19 protein-coding genes are annotated in these 21,635 nt (G+C 65.5%); 9 read left to right on the top strand and 10 right to left on the bottom strand.

Annotated elements, in window-relative coordinates; genetic code table 11:
* Positions 1-59: 59 nt before the first annotated feature.
* The gene (locus tag PVW48_RS05085) at positions 60-1,307 is read left to right on the top strand and encodes an efflux RND transporter periplasmic adaptor subunit (protein ID WP_274580550.1); all 1,248 of its coding nucleotides are present in this window, start codon (positions 60-62) and stop codon (positions 1,305-1,307) included.
* A gap of 4 nt (positions 1,308-1,311) precedes the next feature.
* On the top strand, positions 1,312-4,365 hold the full coding sequence (locus PVW48_RS05080) for an efflux RND transporter permease subunit (protein ID WP_274580549.1): 3,054 nt from the start codon (positions 1,312-1,314) through the stop codon (positions 4,363-4,365).
* Positions 4,366-4,371: 6 nt separating this feature from the next.
* Here PVW48_RS05080 and gltS read toward each other — a convergent pair whose 3' ends face one another.
* From gltS to PVW48_RS05060, 4 genes are all read right to left on the bottom strand, one after another.
* Positions 4,372-5,580 carry a sodium/glutamate symporter gene (gene gltS, locus PVW48_RS05075; protein ID WP_274580548.1) on the bottom strand — a complete coding sequence of 403 codons (1,209 nt, stop codon included), beginning with the start codon at positions 5,578-5,580 and terminating at the stop codon, positions 4,372-4,374.
* 89 nt (positions 5,581-5,669) lie between these two features.
* Positions 5,670-6,065, bottom strand: a complete 396-nt coding sequence (cueR, locus tag PVW48_RS05070; protein ID WP_012177932.1) for a Cu(I)-responsive transcriptional regulator — start codon at positions 6,063-6,065, stop codon at positions 5,670-5,672.
* 10 nt (positions 6,066-6,075) lie between these two features.
* Positions 6,076-8,580, bottom strand: a complete 2,505-nt coding sequence (locus tag PVW48_RS05065) for a heavy metal translocating P-type ATPase (protein ID WP_274580547.1) — start codon at positions 8,578-8,580, stop codon at positions 6,076-6,078.
* An 86-nt stretch (positions 8,581-8,666) separates the two neighbouring features.
* A complete protein-coding gene (locus PVW48_RS05060) occupies positions 8,667-9,410 on the bottom strand; it encodes an SDR family NAD(P)-dependent oxidoreductase (protein WP_274580546.1) in 744 nt (247 codons plus the stop codon).
* Between the two features lie 45 nt (positions 9,411-9,455).
* On the opposite strand from PVW48_RS05060, the gene PVW48_RS05055 reads away from it, so the two are divergent.
* Positions 9,456-9,737 carry a hypothetical protein gene (locus PVW48_RS05055; RefSeq protein WP_274580545.1) on the top strand — a complete coding sequence of 94 codons (282 nt, stop codon included), beginning with the start codon at positions 9,456-9,458 and terminating at the stop codon, positions 9,735-9,737.
* Between the two features lie 10 nt (positions 9,738-9,747).
* Here the strand turns inward: PVW48_RS05055 and PVW48_RS05050 are convergent, their stop codons facing one another.
* The 4 genes from PVW48_RS05050 to PVW48_RS05035 form a co-directional block, all read right to left on the bottom strand.
* Entirely contained in the window at positions 9,748-10,368 is a 621-nt protein-coding gene (locus PVW48_RS05050) for an exopolysaccharide biosynthesis protein (protein ID WP_274580544.1), read from the bottom strand.
* Between the two features lie 67 nt (positions 10,369-10,435).
* Entirely contained in the window at positions 10,436-11,704 is a 1,269-nt protein-coding gene (gene arsJ, locus PVW48_RS05045) for an organoarsenical effux MFS transporter ArsJ (protein ID WP_012177927.1), read from the bottom strand.
* Entirely contained in the window at positions 11,701-12,723 is a 1,023-nt protein-coding gene (locus PVW48_RS05040; protein ID WP_274580543.1) for an ArsJ-associated glyceraldehyde-3-phosphate dehydrogenase, read from the bottom strand. The genes arsJ and PVW48_RS05040 overlap by 4 nt, the downstream gene beginning before the upstream one ends.
* Positions 12,720-13,583, bottom strand: coding sequence for an arsenate reductase/protein-tyrosine-phosphatase family protein (locus PVW48_RS05035; protein WP_274580542.1), 864 nt, complete (start codon positions 13,581-13,583; stop codon positions 12,720-12,722). The genes PVW48_RS05040 and PVW48_RS05035 overlap by 4 nt, the downstream gene beginning before the upstream one ends.
* Positions 13,584-13,694: 111 nt before the next feature.
* Here PVW48_RS05035 and PVW48_RS05030 point away from each other — a divergent pair, with 111 nt between their 5' ends.
* Together PVW48_RS05030 and PVW48_RS05025 are read left to right on the top strand one after the other, a co-directional pair.
* Positions 13,695-14,417, top strand: coding sequence for a DUF1045 domain-containing protein (locus tag PVW48_RS05030; protein ID WP_274580541.1), 723 nt, complete (start codon positions 13,695-13,697; stop codon positions 14,415-14,417).
* A gap of 452 nt (positions 14,418-14,869) precedes the next feature.
* Entirely contained in the window at positions 14,870-15,157 is a 288-nt protein-coding gene (locus PVW48_RS05025) for a hypothetical protein (protein ID WP_012177923.1), read from the top strand.
* Positions 15,158-15,163: 6 nt separating this feature from the next.
* On the opposite strand, the gene PVW48_RS05020 is transcribed toward PVW48_RS05025, so the two are convergent.
* A complete protein-coding gene (locus PVW48_RS05020) occupies positions 15,164-16,219 on the bottom strand; it encodes an ABC transporter ATP-binding protein (protein ID WP_274580540.1) in 1,056 nt (351 codons plus the stop codon).
* A gap of 15 nt (positions 16,220-16,234) precedes the next feature.
* Complete coding sequence (locus PVW48_RS05015; protein WP_274580539.1) at positions 16,235-17,050, bottom strand: IclR family transcriptional regulator; 816 nt, start codon at positions 17,048-17,050, stop codon at positions 16,235-16,237.
* A gap of 141 nt (positions 17,051-17,191) precedes the next feature.
* Here PVW48_RS05015 and PVW48_RS05010 point away from each other — a divergent pair, with 141 nt between their 5' ends.
* From PVW48_RS05010 to PVW48_RS04995, 4 genes are all read left to right on the top strand, one after another.
* Positions 17,192-18,436 carry an ABC transporter substrate-binding protein gene (locus PVW48_RS05010; protein WP_274580538.1) on the top strand — a complete coding sequence of 415 codons (1,245 nt, stop codon included), beginning with the start codon at positions 17,192-17,194 and terminating at the stop codon, positions 18,434-18,436.
* A 77-nt stretch (positions 18,437-18,513) separates the two neighbouring features.
* Entirely contained in the window at positions 18,514-19,440 is a 927-nt protein-coding gene (locus PVW48_RS05005) for a carbohydrate ABC transporter permease (RefSeq protein ID WP_012177919.1), read from the top strand.
* A gap of 1 nt (position 19,441) precedes the next feature.
* Positions 19,442-20,290, top strand: a complete 849-nt coding sequence (locus tag PVW48_RS05000) for a carbohydrate ABC transporter permease (protein WP_012177918.1) — start codon at positions 19,442-19,444, stop codon at positions 20,288-20,290.
* Entirely contained in the window at positions 20,287-21,627 is a 1,341-nt protein-coding gene (locus PVW48_RS04995) for an alpha-glucosidase/alpha-galactosidase (protein ID WP_274580537.1), read from the top strand. The genes PVW48_RS05000 and PVW48_RS04995 overlap by 4 nt, the downstream gene beginning before the upstream one ends.
* The last annotated feature ends 8 nt before the right edge of the window (positions 21,628-21,635 follow it).

The following is a 21,635-nucleotide window of genomic DNA, read 5'->3' as shown; positions in this document are numbered from 1 at the left end:
TTTGACTGGCTACTGAAACGCTGCAACCGTGCGTGGCAAGTCTAAGGGCGGAGTATTGGATGTTGAACCTGAATGTTTCCCGGGCCTTGCTGGTTGTCGTTGCCGCAGCGATGACCGGCCCGGCAGCAGCGCAAGACACCGCGCGCCCTGCGAAGGTGGTCACGGTCGAGCTGACCGAGGCGGAGGTCGTCCGCACCTACCCCGCGATCGTGCTGCCCTCGGACGAGGTGGAGCTGTCGTTCCGCGTCGGCGGCCCGGTGGTGGAGCTTCCGATCCGCGCGGCGACCTCGGTCGAAACCGGTGACATGATTGCCCGCATCGACCCGCGGGATTTCGAGCGCCAGATCGCCCAACTCGAGAGCCAACGCGACCAGTCCGCCGCCCAGCTTGCAGCCCTGCGCACCGGCGCGCGCACCGAAGAGATTTCCGCGCTGCAGGCCGCCGTCGCCTCGGCGGAGGCACAACTGGCCCAGGCCGAGGAACAGGCCGCGCGCACCCGGCAACTGGCCGAACGCGGGGTCGCGGCCGCCGCACAGCTGGACAATGACGAGGCCGCGTTGCGGGTCGCGCAGGCAAACCTGCAGGCGCAGCGGGAACAGCTTGCCATCGGGCAATCAGGGGGCCGCCCCGAAGATATCGAAGCGGCCGAGGCCGGGCTGCGCGGGCTGGAAACCCAGATACAGATCGCTCGGGACCAGCTCGACGACGCCACCCTGCGCGCGCCGTTCCCGGGCATTATCGCCAGGCGATATATCGACGACTTCTCGATCGTGCAGCCGGGACAGCCCATTGTCCTGCTCCAGAACCTTCAGGTCGTGCACCTGACCTTCGATGTACCGGGGCCGGACGTGACCGCCCTGTCGGCCAACGGACAGGGCAACATCCGAAACGAGGTGACCTTCGACGCGCTGCCCGGACGGGTCTTCGACGCCGAGATCGTCGAGTTCTCGGTTCAGGCGGATTCGGCGACACAGACCTATCGGGGCCGCGTGGCGGTGACCTCCCCGGACGAGACGACGATCCTGCCGGGCATGGTCGGGCGCGTGATCTCGAGCGCGCCGGGCGGGACGCCCCGACTGATGGCCCCCCTGACCGCGGTGGCTGCCGCCGCCGACAGCAGCCCCTTCGTCTGGATCGTCGAGGACGATGACACCGTGCGCAGCCAACCGGTCACCTTGGGCGAAGCCTCCGGAGAGATGGTCGAGATCCTCGATGGGCTGGAGTCCGGTACCACCGTCGTGTCCGCGGGCGTCAACCACCTGGTCGAGGGGATGCGCGTGCGTCCCGTGACCCGGATCGGGGGCTGAGCCCTTGGACCTGGCACGTTTCGCGCTGCAAAAGCGCCTGATCTCGGCGATCTCGACCCTGCTCATCCTGATCGCGGGTTTCTATGCCTATTCGACCCTGCCGCGCTTCGAGGACCCCGAGTTCATCATCCGGCAGGCGCAGATCATCACCCCCTACCCCGGCGCCCAAGCCGAGGAGGTGGCCGAAGAGGTCACCGATGTCATCGAGGACGCGCTGCAGCAATTGCAGGGTGTACTGGAGGTGCGTTCGGTGTCGTCGCCCGGGCTGAGCAACGTGACAGTGGAATTCACGATCCCGTCGGTGCCGGACTACACGACGCTCTATGAACGCTTCGCGCAGATGCGCGCCAAGATCGACGACGCGCAATCCCTGTTGCCGCCCAATACCCTGCCCACGCAGGTCTATGACGATTTCGGGGATGTCTACGCGCTCTACTTCGCGGTGGTGGGCGATGGCTACACGATCACCGACCTGCACAGATACGCCAAACAGTTGCAAAAGCTGCTCGTGACCGTGGAGGGCGTGTCGAAGGTGGTCCTCAATGGGGTGCAGGACGAGGTCATCTATGTCGAATTCTCGCCCGCGCGCCTGATCGAGCTTGGCCTGACCGCACAGGATGTGTCGCAACTGCTGGAGGCCGAGAACCTCGTCGCGCCCGCCGGATCGATCCAGGCCGGGGCCACGCGGCTGGAATTGCGCCCGCAGAGCGCCATCTCTTCGACCGAGGCGATCGGGAACCTGATCATCACCAACCCGGAGACCGGCGCGCTGTTCCGGCTCGGCGACATCGCCAAGGTCACGCGCGGCCTCGTGGACCCGGCCGATCCGATGATCTTCCGCGACGGCCGACCCGCCATCGGGATCGGCATTTCCAACACCCTCGGCGGCAACGTGGTCGACATGGGGGTTGCCGTGAAGGACCGCATGGAGGCGCATATCGCCGAGCGCCCCATCGGGATGGACGTCATTGCGATCTCCGACCAGTCGGAGTCGGTCAAGGTTTCGGTGAACAGTTTCGTGAGCAACGTGCTGGTGGCCCTCGTGATCGTGGTCGGCACGCTGATGGTGTTCATGGGCTTGCGCTCGGGGATCCTGATGGGGGGCATCCTGCTGGTAACGGTGGCGGGCACGCTCTTCGGCATGTTGCTGTACGGGCTCGACATGCAGCGGATCTCGCTGGGCGCGCTGATCATCGCCCTCGGCATGCTGGTGGACAACGCCATCGTCGTGGTCGAAGGCACATTGGTGCGCGTGCAGAAAGGCGAGAACACCGCCGAGGCCGCCATCGCCGTGGTCAACCAGACCAAATGGCCCCTGCTGGGCGGGACCGTTGTCGGGTTTCTCGCCTTCTCGCCGATCGGGTTCTCGCCCGACAATACAGGCGAGTACGCGGGCAGCCTGTTCTGGACGATCGCGATCTCGCTGCTTTTCTCGTGGCTCGTTGCGATCTGGCTGACCCCCTATTACTGCACGCTTCTGCTCAAGCCGGGTGACGCGGACGCACCGGAACAGGCCGAAAACGGCATGCTGCGCGCTTACCGGCGCCTGCTCGACCTCGCGATCCGGTTCCGCTACGGGACCGTGGTGCTGGTGGTGGCGCTCTTTGCATCGGCGCTGGCGATGTTCAGCCAGGTGCCGCCGGGGTTCTTCCCCACCTCGACACGCGAGCAGTTCGTGATCGACTACTTCCTGCCCGAGGGCACGGATATCTCCAAAACCCGACAGGACATCCTGGAAATCGACGCCCATGCCCGCAGCCTGGCCGGCGTGACGGGCACGAATGCCGCTGTCGGCGCCGGGCATCAGCGTTTCATGCTGATCTATCAAAGCGAGGACGCCAACAGCGCCTATGGGCAGATCCTCGTGGATGTCGAAGCCTTCGACCAGATCGATGGTCTTGTGGACGAATTGCAGGCCTGGATCGTCGCGAACTACCCTGATGCCAATACCAAGGTATGGAAATTCCAACTCGGCCCGGGGGGCGGCTCGAAGATCGAAGCGCAGTTCAGCGGCCCCGATGCGGCCACCCTGCGCGCGCTCGCGACCCGCGCCAAGGAAATCATGGCCGAGTACGGCGCAATCGCGATCAAGGATGACTGGCGCGAACAGGTCCAGATCATCCGCCCGATCATCGATGCCGAGAACGCACGGCGGCTCGGCCTGTCGCAAGCCGACATCTCCCACGCACTATACGGCCATCTCAACGGGATCACGTTGGGCGTGTACCGCGAGGCCGACGAGCTGCTCGACGTGATCATGCGACCGCGGGCGGCGGACCGCAACGAGATCGGCGAATTGCGCAATGTCCAAGTCTACAGCCAGGTGGTCGGAGGCTATATCCCGATCTCGCAAGTGGTGGAGCGGTTCGAGATCGCGTTCGAGGCTGGCAACCTGCGCCGCATCGACCGGCAGCTGACGATTACCGCGCAATCGGACAATGCCCCCGGGGTGCTGTCGGGCGAACTCTTCGAGCAGTTGCGCGGTCCGATCGAGGACATCCCCCTGCCGCCCGGCTACAGCCTGAGTTGGGAGGGCGAGTATGGCTCGTCGCAGGAGGCGAACGAGGGGCTGGCCTCCACCATGCCGCTGGGGTTCGGGGCGATGGTGCTGGTCGTGATCTTCCTGTTCAACGCGGTCCGGCAGCCGCTGATCATCCTGTTGACCGTGCCCCTGGCCCTGATCGGCGTCATCTGGGGATTGGCGCTGAGCGGCACACCGCTGGAATTCATGGCGATCCTCGGCATACTTTCCCTGACGGGGATGCTGATCAAGAACGCGATCGTGCTGCTTGATGAGACCGACAGCCAGATCGCGGGGGGCAAGGCCCGCATGGCGGCGGTCGTCGACGCCGCCGTCAGCCGGGTGCGCCCGGTCTCGCTGGGTGTTCTGACCACGGTGCTGGGGGTGGTGCCGCTGTTGTGGGATCCGTTCTTCAAGTCCCTCGCCGTGGTCATCATCTGCGGGCTGAGCTTTGCCACGATCCTGACACTGATTGTGGTGCCGACCCTCTACACGATCTTCTACCGGGTCACCGGGGACGAGACCGGCGGCACCTGAGACCTCTCAGAGCCCGACAAAGACCTGGATGATGACCGCGTTGGCCAGGTCTACGAAAAAGGCCGAGACCAGCGGCAGCACGATGAAGGCCAGCGGCGCGGGTCCGTAGCGCTTGGTGACCGAGGACATGTTGGCAATCGCCGTGGGGGTCGCGCCAAGGGCGAACCCGGCAAACCCCGCGCTCAGCACCGCGGCAGTGAAATTGCGCCCCAGGGCGGCGAACACGACCAGCAGGATGAAGGCCACCGTCATGGCCACCTGCATCGCCAGAACCCCGAGCAACGGCCCGCCAAGCTCCGTTAGGGTCCACAGCTGCATGCTCATCAGCGACATGGCGAGGAAAACCGATAGGCTGTAATCCGACACCACCGCCAGCGCCCGGCTGCCTGCGGGCCAGGTCAGGCGCGGAAAGAGATACGGGATGGTGTTCGACATGACGATCCCCACCAGCAGACACGGCACGAAGAGCGGCAGCATCACGCCCGCCGCGGCAATCGCGCCATGCGCGAGGAAGCCCAGCAGGATCGCCACGTGGGCGGCCAGCATGGACCGCATCAGGCTGACATGGTTGACCACCTCCGGCGCCTCACCGGGTTCTTCGAATTCCAGCCCTACCACCGGGGCGGCGCCCTCCTCACCGCTGAGCCCGTTGCGATCGATCAGCCGTTTTGCAATCGGCCCGCCGATCAGGGCCGCGAACACCAACCCAAGGGTGGCTGCGGCGATCCCGACCTCCGCGGCGGCGGCGAAGCCCGTGACCTCTTCGATTTCGGGGCCCCAGGCAATCGCCGTACCGTGCCCGCCGATCAACGCGGCCGAGCCGAGCAACACCGCCATCGGCGTGGGCAGATCGAACAGGATCGTGCCGACAAGCCCCACGAGGTTCTGGAGCACCATGAACCCCACGGTCAGCCCGAGCAACACCAGCAGCAACCGACCCCCGCGCAACAGGTCGGCAAGCCGCGCGTTCAAGCCGATGGTCGAGAAGAACAGCACCAGCAGGTAGTCCCGCACCGCCAGGTCGAACACGATCTGGCGCCCGGTGAGTGCGAAGAACGCCCAGGTGACGAGAGCTATGGCCAACCCGCCCGAGACCGGCTCGGGAATGTTATAGTCCTTCAGGAACTGCACCTTGCGGGTCAGGAACGCACCGATGAAATAGACCAGCAAGCCCAGAGTGACCGAGATGAAAGCGGGTACGAGAAGGTCGGGCATGGGCGGCACCGCATGGGATCAGGGACAGGGTCGTCGCCCTCTTTTCAGGTGCCGTGCGCAGGATCAACCGACAGGGGTGCCCGGGACGGTCAATCGCCGTCGATCTTTGCCAGATCGTTGAGAATCGGGCAGTCCGGGCGCTGATCCCCGTGGCAGGCCCGCACAAGCGTTTGCAACGTGTCCTGCATGGCGCGTAGCTGAGCGATCTTGTCCTCGATCTTGGCCAGATGCTCTTCGGCCAGGGATTTGACCTGCGCGCTCGCGCGGCTCTCGTCCTCGTAGAGCGCAAGCAGCGTGCGGCAGTCCTCGATGGAGAACCCCAGCGCCCGCGCCCGGCCCAGAAAGACCAGCTTGTGCAGGTCCTGCATCCGGAAGGCGCGGTAGCCATTGGCACTGCGCACGGGCCGCACCAGGCCGATCTCTTCATAGTACCGGATCGTCTTGGCCGGCAGGCCGGAGCGTTCCGCAACTTCGCCGATATTCATTCCCGTCCCCTCATTCCGCCGGTTGCGGGTCAGCGGCCACGGCGCCCTGCGGGCCCTGGGTGTCCATGCTTTGTTGCGGGCGGACACGGCGCAGCCGCAGCGCGTTGCCCAGAACCGACACCGACGACAGCGCCATGGCCCCCGCTGCGAAGATCGGCGACAAAAGGATGCCGAACGCCGGATAGAGCACCCCGGCCGCCACCGGGATCAGCGCGGCGTTGTAGCCGAAGGCCCAGCCGAGGTTCTGCTTGATGTTGCGCATGGTCCGCCGCGACACGTCGCGCGCATTGACCACGCCGCGCAGGTCCCCGGACATCAGCACCACATCCGCGCTCTCGATCGCGATATCCGTGCCCGTCCCGATCGCCACACCCACATCCGCATGGGCCAGAGCCGGGGCGTCGTTGATCCCGTCGCCGACGAAGGCCAGCTTGCGACCCTCGGCGCGCATCGCTTCGAGGGCGGCGACCTTGCCCTCGGGCAGAACGCCCGCCACCACGTGGTCGATGCCGACGGCACGGGCCACGGCGCGGGCGGTGCCTTCGTTATCCCCGGTGATCAGCGCGACGTCCACGCCCTGCGTCTTGAGCGCAGCAATCGCTGCCTTGCTCGTCGGCTTTATGGGGTCGGAGACCGCGGCAATCGCCGCCAGTGCCCCCTCGACCGCGACGAAGAACACCGTATGGCCCTGCTCTGCGAGGGCGCCGGCCCGTTCGGCCAACAGCCCGGTCTCGACGCCCTCCTCCGCCATCAGGCGGGCGGTGCCGACGAGGACGCGCCGCCCCGCCACCATGCCTGAGATACCGCGCCCGGTGTGGCTTTCAACATCCGTTGCCCTCTCGGGCACGACCCCTTCGCCGCGGGCCGCGCGCACGACCGCCGCGCCCACGGGATGCTCCGACGCCATCTCGACCCCCGCCATCAGAGCGAGCACTTCGGCGCGCGCCCAGCCTGTCGCAAGTTCGAGGTCGGTCAGCACGGGACGGCCTTCGGTCACGGTGCCGGTCTTGTCGAGCGCGATCATGTCCACATCCGCCAGCGCCTGCAGCGCATCGCCCTTGCGGAACAGAACCCCCATCTCCGCCGCACGCCCGGTGCCGACCATGATCGAGGTCGGCGTCGCCAGGCCCATGGCACAGGGGCACGCGATGATCAGCACCGACACCCCGGCCACCAGCGCAAAACCCAGCCCCGGCCCGAGCGCGAGCCAGACCGCGACCGTCAGCGCCGCGGTCCCCAGGACGATCGGCACAAACCACAGGGTCACCCGGTCGACCAGTCCCTGGATCGGCAGCTTGGCGCCCTGGGCCTGTTCGACCATACGAATGATCTGCGCCAGCACCGTGTCGCCCCCCGTTCGGGTGACCGCGACGCTCAGGCTGCCGGTGCCGTTGACCGTGCCGCCCGTCACCTCGGCACCAGCGGCTTTCGGTACGGGCATCGGCTCGCCGGTGATCATGCTCTCGTCCACATTGCTCGTGCCCGCGATCACGGTGCCATCGACCGGCAACCGCTCCCCCGGGCGCACCAGAACATGGTCCCCGGGCCCGAGCGCCTCTACCGGCACTTCGGCGATGTCGTCGCCCCGGATCAACCGGGCGGTCTTGACCTGCAAACCGAGCAAGCCCTCGATGGCGGCCCCGGTGCGGCCCTTGGCGCGCGCCTCCAGCCAGCGTCCCACTAGGATCAGCACCACGATCACCGCGGCAGCCTCGAAATAGACCGCCCGGCTCGCCTCTGGCAGCAGCGCGGGGAAGAAGGTCGCCACCACCGAATAGGACCAGGCCGCACCGGTCCCCAGCGCCACCAGCGCATTCATGTCCGGCGCCCCATGGGCAAGGCTTTGCGCGCCCTTGACGAAAAACAGCCGTCCGGGGCCAAAAAGAACCAGGCTGGTCAGCACGAATTGCAGAAGCCACGAGGTCTGCATCCCGATGGTCGCCATGATCCAGTGATGAAAGGCGGGCACCATGTGACTGCCCATCTCCAGGATGAAGACCGGCAGGGCCAGCGCCGCGGCCCCTGCCACCCTGCGCGCCATCGCCTCGGCTTCGTCCCGCTGGCGCTGCGCACGGGCGGGCGCTTCATCGGTCGCCGCCAAACGCGCGGGAAACCCGCCCTCGCTGCACCGCGCGATCAGCCGTGCAGGGCTAGTCACCCCGTCGAGCACCCGCACGGTCGCGGTTTCGGTGCCCAGGTTGACCGAGGCCTCCAGAACACCCGGCTCCGCCTGCAGGATCCGCTGCACCCGCCCGACGCAGGAGGCGCAGGACATCTCGGCCACGCGCAACGAAATGGTGGCCTCCCGCGGCGCGTATCCCCTGGTGGTCAGCATCTCGACCAGATCCGGCAAGGTATCCGGCTGCGCCAGCGTCATCCGCGCGGTCTCGGTAGCCAGGTTCACCGACACATCGCGCACACCAGGGCGTTCGGCCAGGGCACGCTCGACCCGCCCGACGCAGGACGCACAGGTCATTCCCGTAAGGGACAGCGAAACGGTCATGGGTTCGGACATGGTGGGGCGCTCCTTCTGCTGAGCCTTACTTAAGGCTTCCAGTGACTGGAAGCTCAAGCCACCCGGAGCATTTGTCGCGCCCCCGCTCAGCAGGTGTAGTTCAGGCCCAGACGCCCGCCGTCCACATAGATCGTCTCGCCCGTGACATAGCTGGCCTTGTCGGAGCACAGAAACGCGACCACGTTCGCGATCTCCTGCGCGGTCCCGACCCGTTTCAGGGGCGTGCGCGTTAGGACCATGTTCATGGCCTCCGGGTTGGCATTCACCCCCGCCATCATCTCGGTATCGATGGACCCCGGCCCGACCGCGTTCACGCGGATGCCGTGGGGGGCAAGCGCAAGGGCCGCGACCTTCGTCAGCTGCATTAGCCCGCCCTTGGAGGCGCAATAGGCCGGAATCGACGGGATCGCCACCTGCGCGTTGATCGAGGACATGTTCACGACAGCCCCCTTGATGCCGTGTGCCACCATGCTGCGCCCGGCCCGCTGGGTGGCCACGAACACGCCGCGCAGGTTGATATCGAGCACCCGGTCGAAGGTCGCCAGATCGTAGTCGAGAAAGTCGCCCGGCGCCGCGATCCCCGCGTTGTTGACAAGGTAGGTGACCACGCCGTGCTCCGCCTCGATCCGGTCGAACAACGCGCCGACCGCCGCGGCATCCCCCATGTCGCACGGGTATCCCGCACCGCCGAGGCGCGCCGCAGCCTCCTGCACACTGTCCTGAATGTCCGCAAGGATGATCCGCGCGCCCTCAGCGGCGAGCGCCTCGGCACAGGCGTATCCGATCCCCTGCGCCCCCCCGGTGATCAATGCCAGCGGTGTTTGCGACATGGCTCAGCTCCTTCTTGCCCAGGTGATTTCCGTAGCGCAGGGATCATGCCAGCCTTCCCCGGTCAAGCAAGTCGGGAGGGCAACGGCGACATCCGCGGCAGTTTCCATGCAACGCGCGGGATGAACGCGTTCCGGGTCGACCCGGACAGCCCATGTTTCGAGGGTGTGTTCAGGCAGGACAAGCGCGTCGCCGCCCATTGCACCTCGGGCCTGTGGTCGGTCCTGCCCGTGGCCACGCGACAAGACTTGGAGTTTGCCGCCGCGCATCGGAAGGACGGGTTCTCGGACTGGGTCGTCCAGGGCCGGCCACTCACCAAGGACGCCTAGAACGCCCCGATCAGGTCAGCACTTTCGACACAATGGTCAGGGCACCTATGAACGGCACCATCCCGGCCAGCACCCAGAGCCCGTCCCGGGTCAGCATCCCGAGGCTGATGAACACCACCGCAAGCCCGAGCAATGACGACGAGAACGGCACCAGTTCGAGAAACGGGATCATCGCGGCCAGCCCGACACAGCTCAGGGGCAGGACATACCAGATCGGTCGCCGGAACAGTACGCCCATGCGCCGATGCGCATTGCGGTCGAACCAGACCGCCAGTGGCCGGACCCGTATCAGCCCCTTGCGCAACTGTTGCCCCGACAGGCTGCGGCGCTTGACCCAGTCCGGCAACCATACGCAGCTACGTCCAGCGACCATCTGCGTTGCCACTAGGATGATCAACACCGCACAAAAGCTTGAAAACAGGGGGATTCCACTCAGTGGCGACACGAGGAGCATCGCGGGCATCAGCAGCAGTGGCAAGAAACTCGCGGGCCCGAAGGCCGCGATCATATCCCCCACGCAGACATCCTCGCGGTCCGAGACATCCATCGCGCAATCGAGGATGCGGGTCATCGACCAATCCCCGAAGGACGCCTCCGCCTCTGCCGCGTGTTGTGAGCTCACGTCTGCCATGTCATACCCCGATCAATCCAAAGGTTTTTATGGGGCCGTCTCGATCACAGATGGGGCGGTCTGTGGATTATGCAAGCGACCTAGGCGGCAGACGGCCGAGCCGTGCCGCGGCGCGCCAACTCAGCCCCGCCATGACAGCCGCCGTGGCAAGGCAGAGCGGCAGTCCCCCAAGCTGAAAGCTCAGCCCCGACAGGAGCGTCCCGATCAGCCGCCCCGCCGCGTTCGACATGTAGTAGAAACCAACATCCATGGTCACGCGTTCCGTCCGTGTGAAGGCGAGGATGAGGTAGGAATGCAGTGCCGAGTTGAGCGCGAAGACCACCCCGAAGACCAGCAACCCGAGCACGAGGCTGGCCGTCAGCCAGGGCGCGGCCCCACCCGCCAGCACCACAAGGCCCGCAAGGGCAGCCGGGATCAAGGCAAGGATACCCACCCAAACCCGCGCCAGCCGGATGATCTCGGCATCGGTTTTCTGCCGGGCGCGCAAGATCTTTGGCGCGAAGCCCTGCACCGCGCCGTAGCCGATGATCCAGAGCGCCATGAACCCACCGATCTGGAAGAATGCGGCCCGGTTGCCTGCGACGCTACCATCGGACAGCACGCTGTAGAAATAGATCGGGATGCCGACCACGAACCATACGTCCCGCGCCCCGAAGAGGAACATCCGCGCCGCGCTCAGCCAGTTCACCCGTGGGTCGGTGGAAAGCACATCCCGCAGTTTCGCGCCCCTGCCCCCCTGTGGCAGCCCCGGCGGCATGAATAGCGCCAGGAGCAGCGTCACCAGGCCCAGCATCCCCGCCATCACCCAGACCGCAGGCACGAACCCCACCATCGCCAGAAGCGCCGCTCCCAGCAGGAAGCCAAGCCCCTTGACCGCGTTCTTGGACCCGGTCAGCGCCGCGACCCAGCGAAACAGCGCCCCATCGCCAGCGGGCGCCAGCACTTTCACCGCGGATTTCGCGCTCATCTTGGACAGGTCCTTGGCAACGCCCGACGCCCCCTGCACCGCCATCACGAAGGCCACCGAGGCCGCAACGCTCCATCCCGGATCCAGTTGTGCCAAGGCAACCAGCGCCGCGATCTGGATCGCCAGCCCGGCATAGAGCGTGCTGGCCAGCCCGAACCGTGCCGCGATCCAGCCCGCGCTCAGGTTGGTGACCATGCCCATGAATTCATAGAGCAGAAACAGGTAAGCCAGCTGCAGCGCCGAGAAGCCCAGCGTGTGGAAGTGCAACAGCACCAGCATCCGCAGCGCCCCGTCGGTGAGCATGAAGGCCCAGTAGGCCGCCGTCACCGCCAGGTAGGCGCGCAGCCCGTCCGGGACCGGACGCTTCACAGGCTTTCCAGCACCATGCGCGTCACATCCGCCAGACGCCACGCATAGCCATACTCGTTGTCGTACCAGGCATAAACCTTCACCTGCGTGCCATTGACGACCATCGTGCTTGGCGCATCGATGATCGCGGAGCGCGGATCATTGGTGTAGTCGGCGGAAACGAGCGGGCGTTCTTCGTACCCCAAGATGCCCGCCAGAGCCCCCTGAGAGGCCGCCTTGAAAAGCCCGTTGACCTCCTCGACGCTGGTTTCGCGCGCCATCTCGAACACGCAGTCGGTCAGGGAGGCATTGAGCAAAGGCACCCGCACCGCGTGCCCGTTTAGCCGCCCCTTCAGTTCCGGGTAGATCAGGGTGATCGCGGTCGCGGACCCGGTGGTCGTCGGGATCAGCGAGTTAAGGGCCGAGCGCGCGCGCCGCATGTCCTTGGCCGGGCGGTCGACGATGGTCTGGGTGTTGGTCACATCGTGGATCGTCGTGATCGACCCGTGCCGGAGTCCGATCCCTTCGTGGAGGACCTTGACCACGGGCGCCAGGCAATTGGTCGTACAACTCGCCGCCGTGATCAGCCGGTGTGCCGCAGGGTCGTACAAGTCGTGGTTGACCCCGTAGACCAGGTTCACCGCGCCGCCGTCCTTGACCGGTGCCGACACCACGACCTTCCGGACGCCTGCATCGAAATAGGGCGCGGTCTTCGCGGCGGTCTTGAACACGCCCGTGCAATCCAGCACCACGTCCACGCCCATCTCGCGCAAGGGCAGATCTTCGATCCGCGCAGCTTGGGTCAAGCGCACAGAGGTGCCATTGATCGTCAGGCTGTCGGCGTCATGGGCGATCACCGCCTCCCAACGGCCGTGCACCGTGTCGAACTCCAGCAGCAGCGCGTGCTGTTCCGGTGTTGCAACGGGGTCGTTCAGAAGGACCAGATCGGCCTCCAACCCCTCGTCGAAAAACGCGCGCAGCACGAGTTTTCCGATCCGGCCAAGGCCGTTGAGCGCGATTCTCGGGCGCGGTGTCGTCATGTCAGTGTCTCTCGGCTTTGGAAAGATGGGTGCCGCCCGATCTCATCGAGGCGCTGTTGCAGTGCCAGTCGGTCCAGAGATTGCAGCGGCAGGGCCACGAAACCTTCGATCCGGCGGCGCATCTGGGCGTAGGTCTGGGCGAAGGCGAGAGATTTCTCCGCCTCGGTCCCTTGGGCGGCGACCGGGTCCGGCAGGCCCCAATGGCCCGTCATCGGCTGGCCCGGCCAGGGGGGGCAATGCTCGTTCGCCGCCCGGTCACAGACCGTGAAGACGAAATCCATCCGCGGCGCATCGGATCGCTGGAACTCGGACACGGGCTTGGCGCGCAGGCTCGAGACGTCGTGGCCTGCCCGCTCCAAGACCTCGACCGCCCGGGGGTTGAGACCGGCGGCCGGATCAAGCCCGGCAGAATGCGCCACGAAGCGCGCCCCGCCAAGCTCGGTCAGCAGCGCTTCGGCGAAAATCGACCGGGCCGAGTTTCCGGTACAGAGGAAAAGCACATGAAACGGGGCCTCACGCGCCGCCCCGTCGCGCGACATCGGTGTCATGTCCAGGTGGGTGCTGCACAGGTCAGGCCGTCCCCGGCAGCAATCATCGACGAGGTAATCCACCAGCGCGCCCACCCGGCGCAGTTCCGCCCGGTAGAGCACCGCACGACCCGCCCGCTGGGAGGCAACCAGCCCCGCGGCCTGCAGCGCCGCGAGGTAGACCGACAAGGTATTGGGCTTGAGTCTTAAGGCCGCGGCAATGTCGGACGGGCGCACCCCGCTCGGCCCGCGTCGCACCAACAGGCGGAATACCTCCAACCGTGCGGGATGGCTCAGCGCATCGAAGGCGTGGGTGGCATCTATTGATTCCATAATTCATGAATACTCGAAATATTGAGAAGTTCAAGCCGTCTTTCAGCGCTTTTGCAAAGAAAGCCGATCTGCGCTATCACCGAAGTGTCATCCCGCCGAGGAGGGCCGGAGATGCACCGATACGTCAGTTTCGCACTCAGTTGCGTGCCCGAACCCGGCAGTGACCTCGCCGTGCTCGGCAAGCATTGGTTCGGATGGGACGTGGACAGCGGCACTGAATCGGCCCTGCTGAACATCGAAAAACTTCCCCGCGCACCGCTGGCCTTGATCGGACGCCACCGCCGCTTCGGGTTTCAGGCGCCGATCCTCGCGCCCTTTCGCCTCGCCCGGGGTCACAGCCCGCTCGATCTGCACCATACCGTCCGTGCGATCGCGGATTATTTCGGCCCGATCAAGCTGCCGGCCCTGCGCATGGCGCGCCGCCGGGCGGGTCTGTGTATCGTACCGCTCCGGGGATCGCCCGAGTTGCGGCGGGTCGCCACGACGGTGCGGGGTGTTTTCGACAGGTTCTGCGCGCCGCCAGCGCGATCCGCCCGCAGTACTCCGCCCCGCGCTGCGTGCGATATGCCGTCGGAAGCGCCATTCGAATTGCAATTCCAGATCACCGATGGCGTGCTGCCTGCGGAACAGGCGAGGGTGTTTTCGATCCTGCGTCCGATCATCGAGCCGAACCTGCCCCGCCCCTTCGTCATCCGGTCCCTCACCCTGCTCGGAGAAGACCAGCACGGCTGGTTCCGAAAGATCCAACGCTATCCGCTTGGCGGAACAAGCCGTGTCCGCGGACTGCAGGACGATCTTACGCCGCCCCTCACCGGAGTGCCACTGAGCTGGTAGGGTCCGATGGCGCGGCGGACGCCCATCTGGTCAATGCCCGCGCTCGAAGAGGGGAGGAGGAGGCCTGCAAGCGCAGGCATTGCCAGACGAGGTCTTTACCGAAACAGAACGCATGCGTCCTGCTCTGCGTTGAACATACCCCCCTTTGAAGGCCGGTGGCGAAATCAGACTTTCTGCGCGCGCAAACTTCGCTGCAGCGCAACAACCTGCAGCCTGGGGCGGCGACAACGGCTGCCAAAGCTTCATTTCTAGGCAGGATTTGCGCCAGAACTCGCGCGCGCAAGGCGCGTGGGTCGCCTCAGGTCGGGAGAATCACGCCTCCCGCGGGTCACCCGGCACGCAAAAACGCCCAGCGCATGCCGGCGGGCCGTCCTCCCTGCCCCACCATTGCCCAGATATGGTCCATTTCACGGTGCAGGCTGATACGGGCATCCCCCCCTACGGAGCCCGAGATGGAACCCAGCCTTCTGCAAGTTTATGAGTGCCGCGAGAGCGTCGGTATCCTCGCCTACTGGCTGTATGCTGTCGGACCGGACACCTGCCTGAGCCTGGTGGGGAGCCTTCTGCAACTCGCCCTCGTTCTGGCGGCGATCCTGGCGGCCAAGCATATTGTCATGCGCAAAATTTCCGCCGCACGGCAGAGACGGCGCGCCTCCGCCGCCGATCAAAGCGCAGCGTCGGACTCGCCGGGATGGATCGATGGCAAACCTGCGATCTACACCAAGTTTCCCCAGCGCTGAGCCGGATCAGCCGCGCAGGCGCTGGCCGGTCTCCGCCTCGAACAGCATGACCCGGTCCGGCGCCAGGGACAGCCCCACGGGCGTGCCCTCGGCGATCGGGTCTTCCTCGCCCGCCTCCACCGTCAGCCTGGAGCCGTCCGCCCCACGCAGATAGAGGTACGACACCCCGCCCAGGGACTCCGTCAACTCCACCAGATACCCGTCCCCCCCGGGCTCCAGCGCGATGTGCTGCGGACGCACCCCCACAGTCACCGGACCCGACCGGCCCGCGGCACCCGGCACCGGCAGGGGCGGAAGCCCGGCGAGATGCACGGCGCCGTTCTCGATCCGACCATCGAGGAAATTCATCGCCGGAGACCCGATGAACCCCGCCACGAACACGTTGTCCGGGTCGCGGTAGAGCTCCAGCGGCGCGCCCACCTGCTCCACCCGGCCGGCCCGCAGCACCACGATCTTGTCGGCCAGCGTCATCGCCTCGACCTGGTCATGGGTCACGTAGATCATCGTGGCGCCGATCTCCTTGTGCAGGCGCGCGATCTCCACCCGCATCTCGACCCGCAACTCCGCATCGAGGTTGGACAACGGCTCGTCGAACAGGAACACCTCCGGGCCGCGCACGATGGCCCGACCGATCGCCACACGCTGCCGCTGCCCGCCCGACAGGGCCTTGGGCTTGCGCGCGAGGTAATCATCCAGCTTCAGGATCTCCGAGGCGGCGGCCACCTTGGCCTTGATCTCCGCCTTGGGCACGCCGTTCATCTTCAGCCCGAAGCCCATGTTTTCCGCAACGGTCATATGGGGATAGAGCGCATAGGTCTGAAACACCATCGCCACCCCGCGTTCGGACGGATCCAGCCGGGTGACATCCCGCGCCCCGATATGAATGCTGCCTTCGCTGGTCTCTTCCAGCCCGGCGATCATCCGCAACAGGGTGGACTTGCCGCAGCCGGACGGGCCGACAAAGACGCAGAACTCGCCATCCGCGATGGACAGGTCCACGCCATGCACGACCTGCGTTTCACCGTACCGCTTGACGGCGCCCCGTAATGTGATCCCGGACATGGGCTGCCCCTCCCTCTAGGCTCGGGTTTCGTGCTGCAAACGCGGCCCGGTCGCATCCGGAAAGCGCCAGGTCTCCGCCTCGGCCGCGATCCGGCCGGCGGCTTGGCCGATCAGCGGCGCGTGGCCTTCGAGCTCGGCAAGCGACATGCGCGTGGTAGTGCTCGTTACCGACAGCGCCCCGAGGACCCGGCCGGTCTGGCTCAGGATCGGCAGGGCGACGCAGATGATCCCGGGCTCATGCTCCTCCCGGTCCAGCGCGTAGCCCCGCGCCCGGGTTTCCTCCAGATCGGTGCGCAACTGCGCTGCCGAGGTCAAGGTGTGGGGCGTGAACGCGTGATAGGACTGCTGATCCAGGATCGGCGCGAGCTCGGCATCGGGCAGAAAGGCCAGCATCGCCTTGCCGACCCCGGTGCAATAGGCCGGACCGACCTTGCCCGCCTGGGAGAACATCTCCACCGGCTTGGCAGCGTTGCGCTTGTCGACATAGAGCACCTGCGCATTGTCGAGCTGCGCCAGATGCACCGTCTCGCCGAGCTCCGCGCTCAGGGCGTCGAGATGGTCCCTGGCAATCGGCGCGAGCGCGCTTTGCTCCCACGCGGCATGGGCCAGCCGCACCAGGCGCAAGCCCGGCGCGTAGGTCTGACGCTCCGGATCGAACGCCAGCATCCCCTGGCTCGTGAGGGTCTGCACAAACCGGTAGAGGGTCGCCTTGGGAAACGGGCTGGCCGCCAGCAGCTCGCCAAACCGGACCGGGCGACCGAACGCCGCCACCTGGTCCAGCACGGCCAGGGCCTTGCCGACGGTCCCATCTGCAGTCCCGCCACCGGTCATGCGGGTCTCCTCCCTGTCGCGCCACTCTTTGCGGTGGAAAGCTGTTGACAGGTTAGGACCAGCGGGGCCATGATTTCAACATATAAAACATGGTTTCAAATAATGAGACCGGCCACTGCATGAGACCATAGGGAGGATATCATGCGCCCATCCACGAAATCGCTTCTGGCCGCGTTTGCCACGTCTGTCGCCGTCACGGTGCCCGCGGCGGCCGAGCTGACCGGCGAGCTGAAGATTTTCTCGGATATGTCGAACCCGGCTCCCCGCGCCACCATGGAAGGTCTCGTCGCCGGGTTTCAGGAGCAGCACCCCGATCTCGACATCGAACTGACGATCATCGACCGCGAGGCCTACAAGACGCAGATCCGCAACTTCCTGACGGCCAACACGCCGGATGTGGCCAACTGGTACGCGGGCAACCGGATGCTGCCCTTCGTCGAGGCCGGGCTTTTCGAGGATATCTCGGACCTCTGGGATGACGAGAAATCCGCAAATCTGGCTTCGACCAAGCCGTCCATGACCATCGACGGCAAGCAGTGGGGCGTGCCCTATACCTACTACCAGTGGGGCGTGTATTACCGCGAAGACATCTATAACGACCTCGGCCTGACCGAGCCGACCACCTGGGCCGAGGAAAAGGCGAACTGCCAGACCCTGCTCGACAACGGCATCAAGTGTTACACCATCGGCACCAAGTTTCTGTGGACCGCGGGCGGCTGGTTCGACTACCTCAACCTGCGCACGAATGGCTACGAGTTCCACATGGATCTGACGAATGGCGAGATCCCCTGGACCGACGACCGGGTGCGCCAGACCATGGCGAACTGGCGCGAGCTGATCGACATGGGCGCCTTCATCGACAACCACCAGACCTACAGCTGGCAAGAAGCCCTGCCGTTCATGGTCCGGGGCGAAGCCGCCGCTTACCTGATGGGCAATTTCGCGGTCTCGCATCTGCGCGAGGCCGGCCTGGGCGACGACCAGCTGGGCTTTTATCAATTCGTCGAAATCACTCCGGGCATCCCCAAGGCCGAGGATGCGCCGACCGACACGTTCCACATCCCCGCCCAGGCTGCGAACAAGGAGGCAGCCCGTGCCTTCCTGCGGTATGTCACCTCTCCCGAGGTCCAGACACAGATCAACGCGGGCGACCAGCTCGGCCAGTTGCCCGTGCACAAGGCCGCCAGCGTGGATGACGACAAGTTCCTGAAAGAGGGCTTCGACATGCTCTCGAACGCCTACGCACTGGCACAGTTCTTCGACCGTGACGCGCCCGCCGAGATGGCCAAGGCGGGGATGGAGGGCTTCCAGGAATTCATGGTGAAACCCGACAATCTCGACCGCATCCTGGAGCGGATGGAGCGGGTCCGCCAGCGCGTCTACTGACCACCACCACTCACCCAAGGGGCGTTCCCGGCATTTCCCGGGGACGCCCACCCCACCACCGAACGGTGAGCACGCCCATGACCTCTTCTGATCTTTCCGAAGTTCGGTCGCTGGCTGGCGGCAGCTGGTGGCACCGCAATCAGCAGGCCCTGACCCCGATCCTGTTCCTGATCCCGGGCATCCTGTTTTTCGCGGTCTACGTGATCATCCCTATCTTCCAATCCTTCCAGATCAGCTTGCTGGAATGGGACGGGCTGGGGGAGCCGGAATTCGTCGGCCTGCGCAACTATGACGAGCTGCGCTACGACGATGCGTTCTATACCTCGCTCAAGAACAATATCATTTGGCTGGCGCTCTACCTGCTGGCGATCCCGGCGGGGCTGTTCATCGCGCTCTTCCTGAACCAGACCGTGACGGGCATCCGGCTCTACAAGTCCCTGTTCTTCTTTCCCTTCGTGATCAGCCAGGTTGTCGTGGGCCTTGTCTTCACCTGGTTCTACGACCCGAATTTCGGCATGCTGAACACGATGCTCGGCTGGGTCGGCCTCGGCCCCATCGCGGTTCTGGGGGATGAGCGTTACGTCACCATCGGCATCATCGCTGCCGGGCTTTGGCCCCAGACCGCCTATTGCATGATCCTGTACCTGACCGGCCTGAACGCCGTTGACCCCGAGCAGATCGAGGCCGGGCGCCTCGATGGCGCCAAGGGCTGGCGGATGCTGTGGCACGTTGTGCTGCCGCAACTGCGCCCGGCGACCTTCATCGCCTTCGTGGTCACGATCATCGGCGCGCTGCGCAGCTTCGATCTGATCTCGATCATGACGCAGGGGGGCCCGTTCGGATCCTCGCGCGTGCTCAGCTTCTACATGTTCGAGGTGGCGCTGTCGGAATACGGCTTCCGCATGGGCTATGGCGCGGCCATCGCGGTGGTGCTCTTCCTGATCATGATGGTCTTCATCACCGGCTTTCTGGTGAAGATGTACCGCGACGAGCGGGGGTACTGAGATGTTCCCCCGCCCGATCGAGAAAGCCCCCCGCGCCGCCCAGCTGACCTATCAGGGGATGATCCCGCTGGCCCTGATCCTATGGCTTCTGCCGCTCATCGCCGTGGCGATCTTCTCGGTCAAGCCCGCCGGGGATTTCGCCGCCGGGAATTACTGGGGCTGGCCTGCGGAATTCGCAGGCTTCGAGAATTACGCCCGCGTCTTCACCGACAGCGAGATGCCTCGCTACATCCTCAACTCCTTCATGATCACCATTCCCACGGTGATCGGCGCCGTGGCCCTGTCCTGCATGACGGGCTTTGCGCTTGGGATCTACCGCTTCCGGGGTAACCTGTTGATCTTCTTCATGTTCATCGCGGGCAACTTCGTGCCGTTCCAGATCCTGATGGTGCCGGTGCGCGACCTCACGGTCGATATGGGGCTCTACAACACCAAGACCGGGCTGGTGCTTTTCCACATCGCGTTCCAGACCGGGTTCTGCACGCTTTTCATGCGCAACTTCATCCGCGCCCTGCCCTATGAGTTGATCGAGGCCGCCCGGGTCGAAGGGGTCGCCGAATGGCGGATCTTCTGGTTCGTGGTGCTGCCCCTGATGAAACCCGCGATTGCAGCACTCTCGGTTCTGATCTTCACCTTCATCTGGAACGATTACTTCTGGGCCGTGGTGCTGACCCAAGGCCCCAACGCCCAACCCGTGACCGCCGGGATCACCAGCTTCAACGCCCAGTTCGGCATCGCCTACAACATGCTGAGCGCAGGCAGCCTGATCGCCGCCCTGCCCCCGGTCATGATGTTCTTCCTGATGCAGAAACACTTCATCGCAGGTTTGACACTCGGAGCCGTCAAATGACCCGGATCGCGTTCATCGGCGCAGGATCGACCATCTTCATGAAGAACATCCTCGGCGATGCCCTGCATTTCGAGGCCCTGCGCGACGGGCATTTTGCCCTGATGGATATCGACCCCGACCGGCTGGCCGAAAGCGCCGCCGTCGCCCGCGCCATGATCGCCACAATGGGCACCGGCGCAACGCTGAGCACCCACACGGACCGCCGCGCAGCACTTGAGGGCGCGGATTTCGTGGTCACCGCGTTCCAGATCGGCGGCTACCAGCCCTGTACCGTCACCGACTTCGAGATCCCCAAAGCCTACGGTGTGCGCCAGACCATCGGCGACACGCTCGGCGTCGGCGGCATCATGCGTGGCCTGCGCACGGTCCCGCATCTCTGGGCCGTGGCCGAGGATATGGCGCAGCTCTGCCCGGACGCGACGCTGCTGCAATACGTCAACCCCATGGCGATCAACACCTGGGCGCTGGCCGAACGGTTCCCGACCCTGCGCCAGGTCGGCCTGTGCCACTCGGTGCAAAACACCGTGCAGGAACTGGCCCATGACCTCGACCTGCCGCCACATGAGATCCGCTACCGGGTCGCGGGGGTCAACCACGTGGCCTTTTTCCTCGACCTGACCCACCGGGGCCGCGACCTCTATCCGGCGCTGCGGGTGGGATACGCAGAGGGGCGCCTGCCCAAGCCGCCGCTGCTGATGCCGCGCTGCGCCAACAAGGTGCGGTACGAGGTGATGAATCACCTCGGCTATTTCTGCACCGAAAGCTCCGAGCATCTGGCCGAATACGTCCCCTGGTTCATCAAGAACGGGCGCATGGATCTGATCGAAACCTACGCCATCCCGCTCGACGAATACCCCACCCGCTGCCTCGAGCAGATCGCAGACTGGCGCGCCCAGGCCGAGGCGCTGACCAATGCCGCCCGGATCGACGTGCCCAAGAGCCACGAGTTTGCCGCCGAGATCATGAACGCCGTGGTCACCAATACGCTCTACCGGATCTACGGCAACTTGGCGAATACCGGCCAGACCCCGCAACTGCCCCCGGGGGCCGCGGTGGAAACCCCCTGCCTCGTGGATGCGAACGGCGTGCAGCCCACCACCGTCGCCGACATCCCGCCGCAACTGGTCGCACTCATGCGCAGCCAGATCAACGTGCAGGAACTTGTGGTCCGCGCGCTGATCGACGAGAATCCAGCGCATCTCTATCACGCCGCGATGATGGACCCCCACACGGCCGCCGAGCTTGACCTGCGCCAGATCCGCAGCCTGGTCACCGACCTGCTCAACGCCCATGGCGACTGGATCCCGGCCTGGGCCCGCCCCGCCAAGGCCGCCTGATGCCTCAT

Origin of the sequence: Dinoroseobacter sp. PD6 (assembly GCF_028807315.1) — a bacterium.
Lineage (GTDB): Bacteria > Pseudomonadota > Alphaproteobacteria > Rhodobacterales > Rhodobacteraceae > Dinoroseobacter > Dinoroseobacter shibae.
The sequence above is the reverse complement of the archived record's forward strand: the minus strand, read 5'-3'. Positions and strand labels throughout refer to the sequence as shown.

Excerpts from the sequence above, each read along its gene's own strand:
- PVW48_RS05040 (WP_274580543.1), bottom strand. The coding sequence starts at position 12,723 with ATGACGACACCGCGCCCGAGAATCGCGCTCAACGGCCTTGGCCGGATC.
- gltS (WP_274580548.1), bottom strand. The coding sequence starts at position 5,580 with ATGCCCGACCTTCTCGTACCCGCTTTCATCTCGGTCACTCTGGGCTTG.
- PVW48_RS05060 (WP_274580546.1), bottom strand. The coding sequence starts at position 9,410 with ATGTCGCAAACACCGCTGGCATTGATCACCGGGGGGGCGCAGGGGATC.
- PVW48_RS05000 (WP_012177918.1), top strand. The coding sequence starts at position 19,442 with ATGTTCCCCCGCCCGATCGAGAAAGCCCCCCGCGCCGCCCAGCTGACC.
- PVW48_RS05020 (WP_274580540.1), bottom strand. The coding sequence starts at position 16,219 with ATGTCCGGGATCACATTACGGGGCGCCGTCAAGCGGTACGGTGAAACG.
- PVW48_RS04995 (WP_274580537.1), top strand. The coding sequence starts at position 20,287 with ATGACCCGGATCGCGTTCATCGGCGCAGGATCGACCATCTTCATGAAG.
- PVW48_RS05015 (WP_274580539.1), bottom strand. The coding sequence starts at position 17,050 with ATGACCGGTGGCGGGACTGCAGATGGGACCGTCGGCAAGGCCCTGGCC.
- PVW48_RS05010 (WP_274580538.1), top strand. The coding sequence starts at position 17,192 with ATGCGCCCATCCACGAAATCGCTTCTGGCCGCGTTTGCCACGTCTGTC.
- PVW48_RS05065 (WP_274580547.1), bottom strand. The coding sequence starts at position 8,580 with ATGTCCGAACCCATGACCGTTTCGCTGTCCCTTACGGGAATGACCTGT.
- PVW48_RS05055 (WP_274580545.1), top strand. The coding sequence starts at position 9,456 with ATGCCAGCCTTCCCCGGTCAAGCAAGTCGGGAGGGCAACGGCGACATC.
- PVW48_RS05030 (WP_274580541.1), top strand. The coding sequence starts at position 13,695 with ATGCACCGATACGTCAGTTTCGCACTCAGTTGCGTGCCCGAACCCGGC.
- PVW48_RS05085 (WP_274580550.1), top strand. The coding sequence starts at position 60 with ATGTTGAACCTGAATGTTTCCCGGGCCTTGCTGGTTGTCGTTGCCGCA.
- PVW48_RS05025 (WP_012177923.1), top strand. The coding sequence starts at position 14,870 with ATGGAACCCAGCCTTCTGCAAGTTTATGAGTGCCGCGAGAGCGTCGGT.
- cueR (WP_012177932.1), bottom strand. The coding sequence starts at position 6,065 with ATGAATATCGGCGAAGTTGCGGAACGCTCCGGCCTGCCGGCCAAGACG.
- PVW48_RS05005 (WP_012177919.1), top strand. The coding sequence starts at position 18,514 with ATGACCTCTTCTGATCTTTCCGAAGTTCGGTCGCTGGCTGGCGGCAGC.
- PVW48_RS05050 (WP_274580544.1), bottom strand. The coding sequence starts at position 10,368 with ATGGCAGACGTGAGCTCACAACACGCGGCAGAGGCGGAGGCGTCCTTC.
- PVW48_RS05035 (WP_274580542.1), bottom strand. The coding sequence starts at position 13,583 with ATGGAATCAATAGATGCCACCCACGCCTTCGATGCGCTGAGCCATCCC.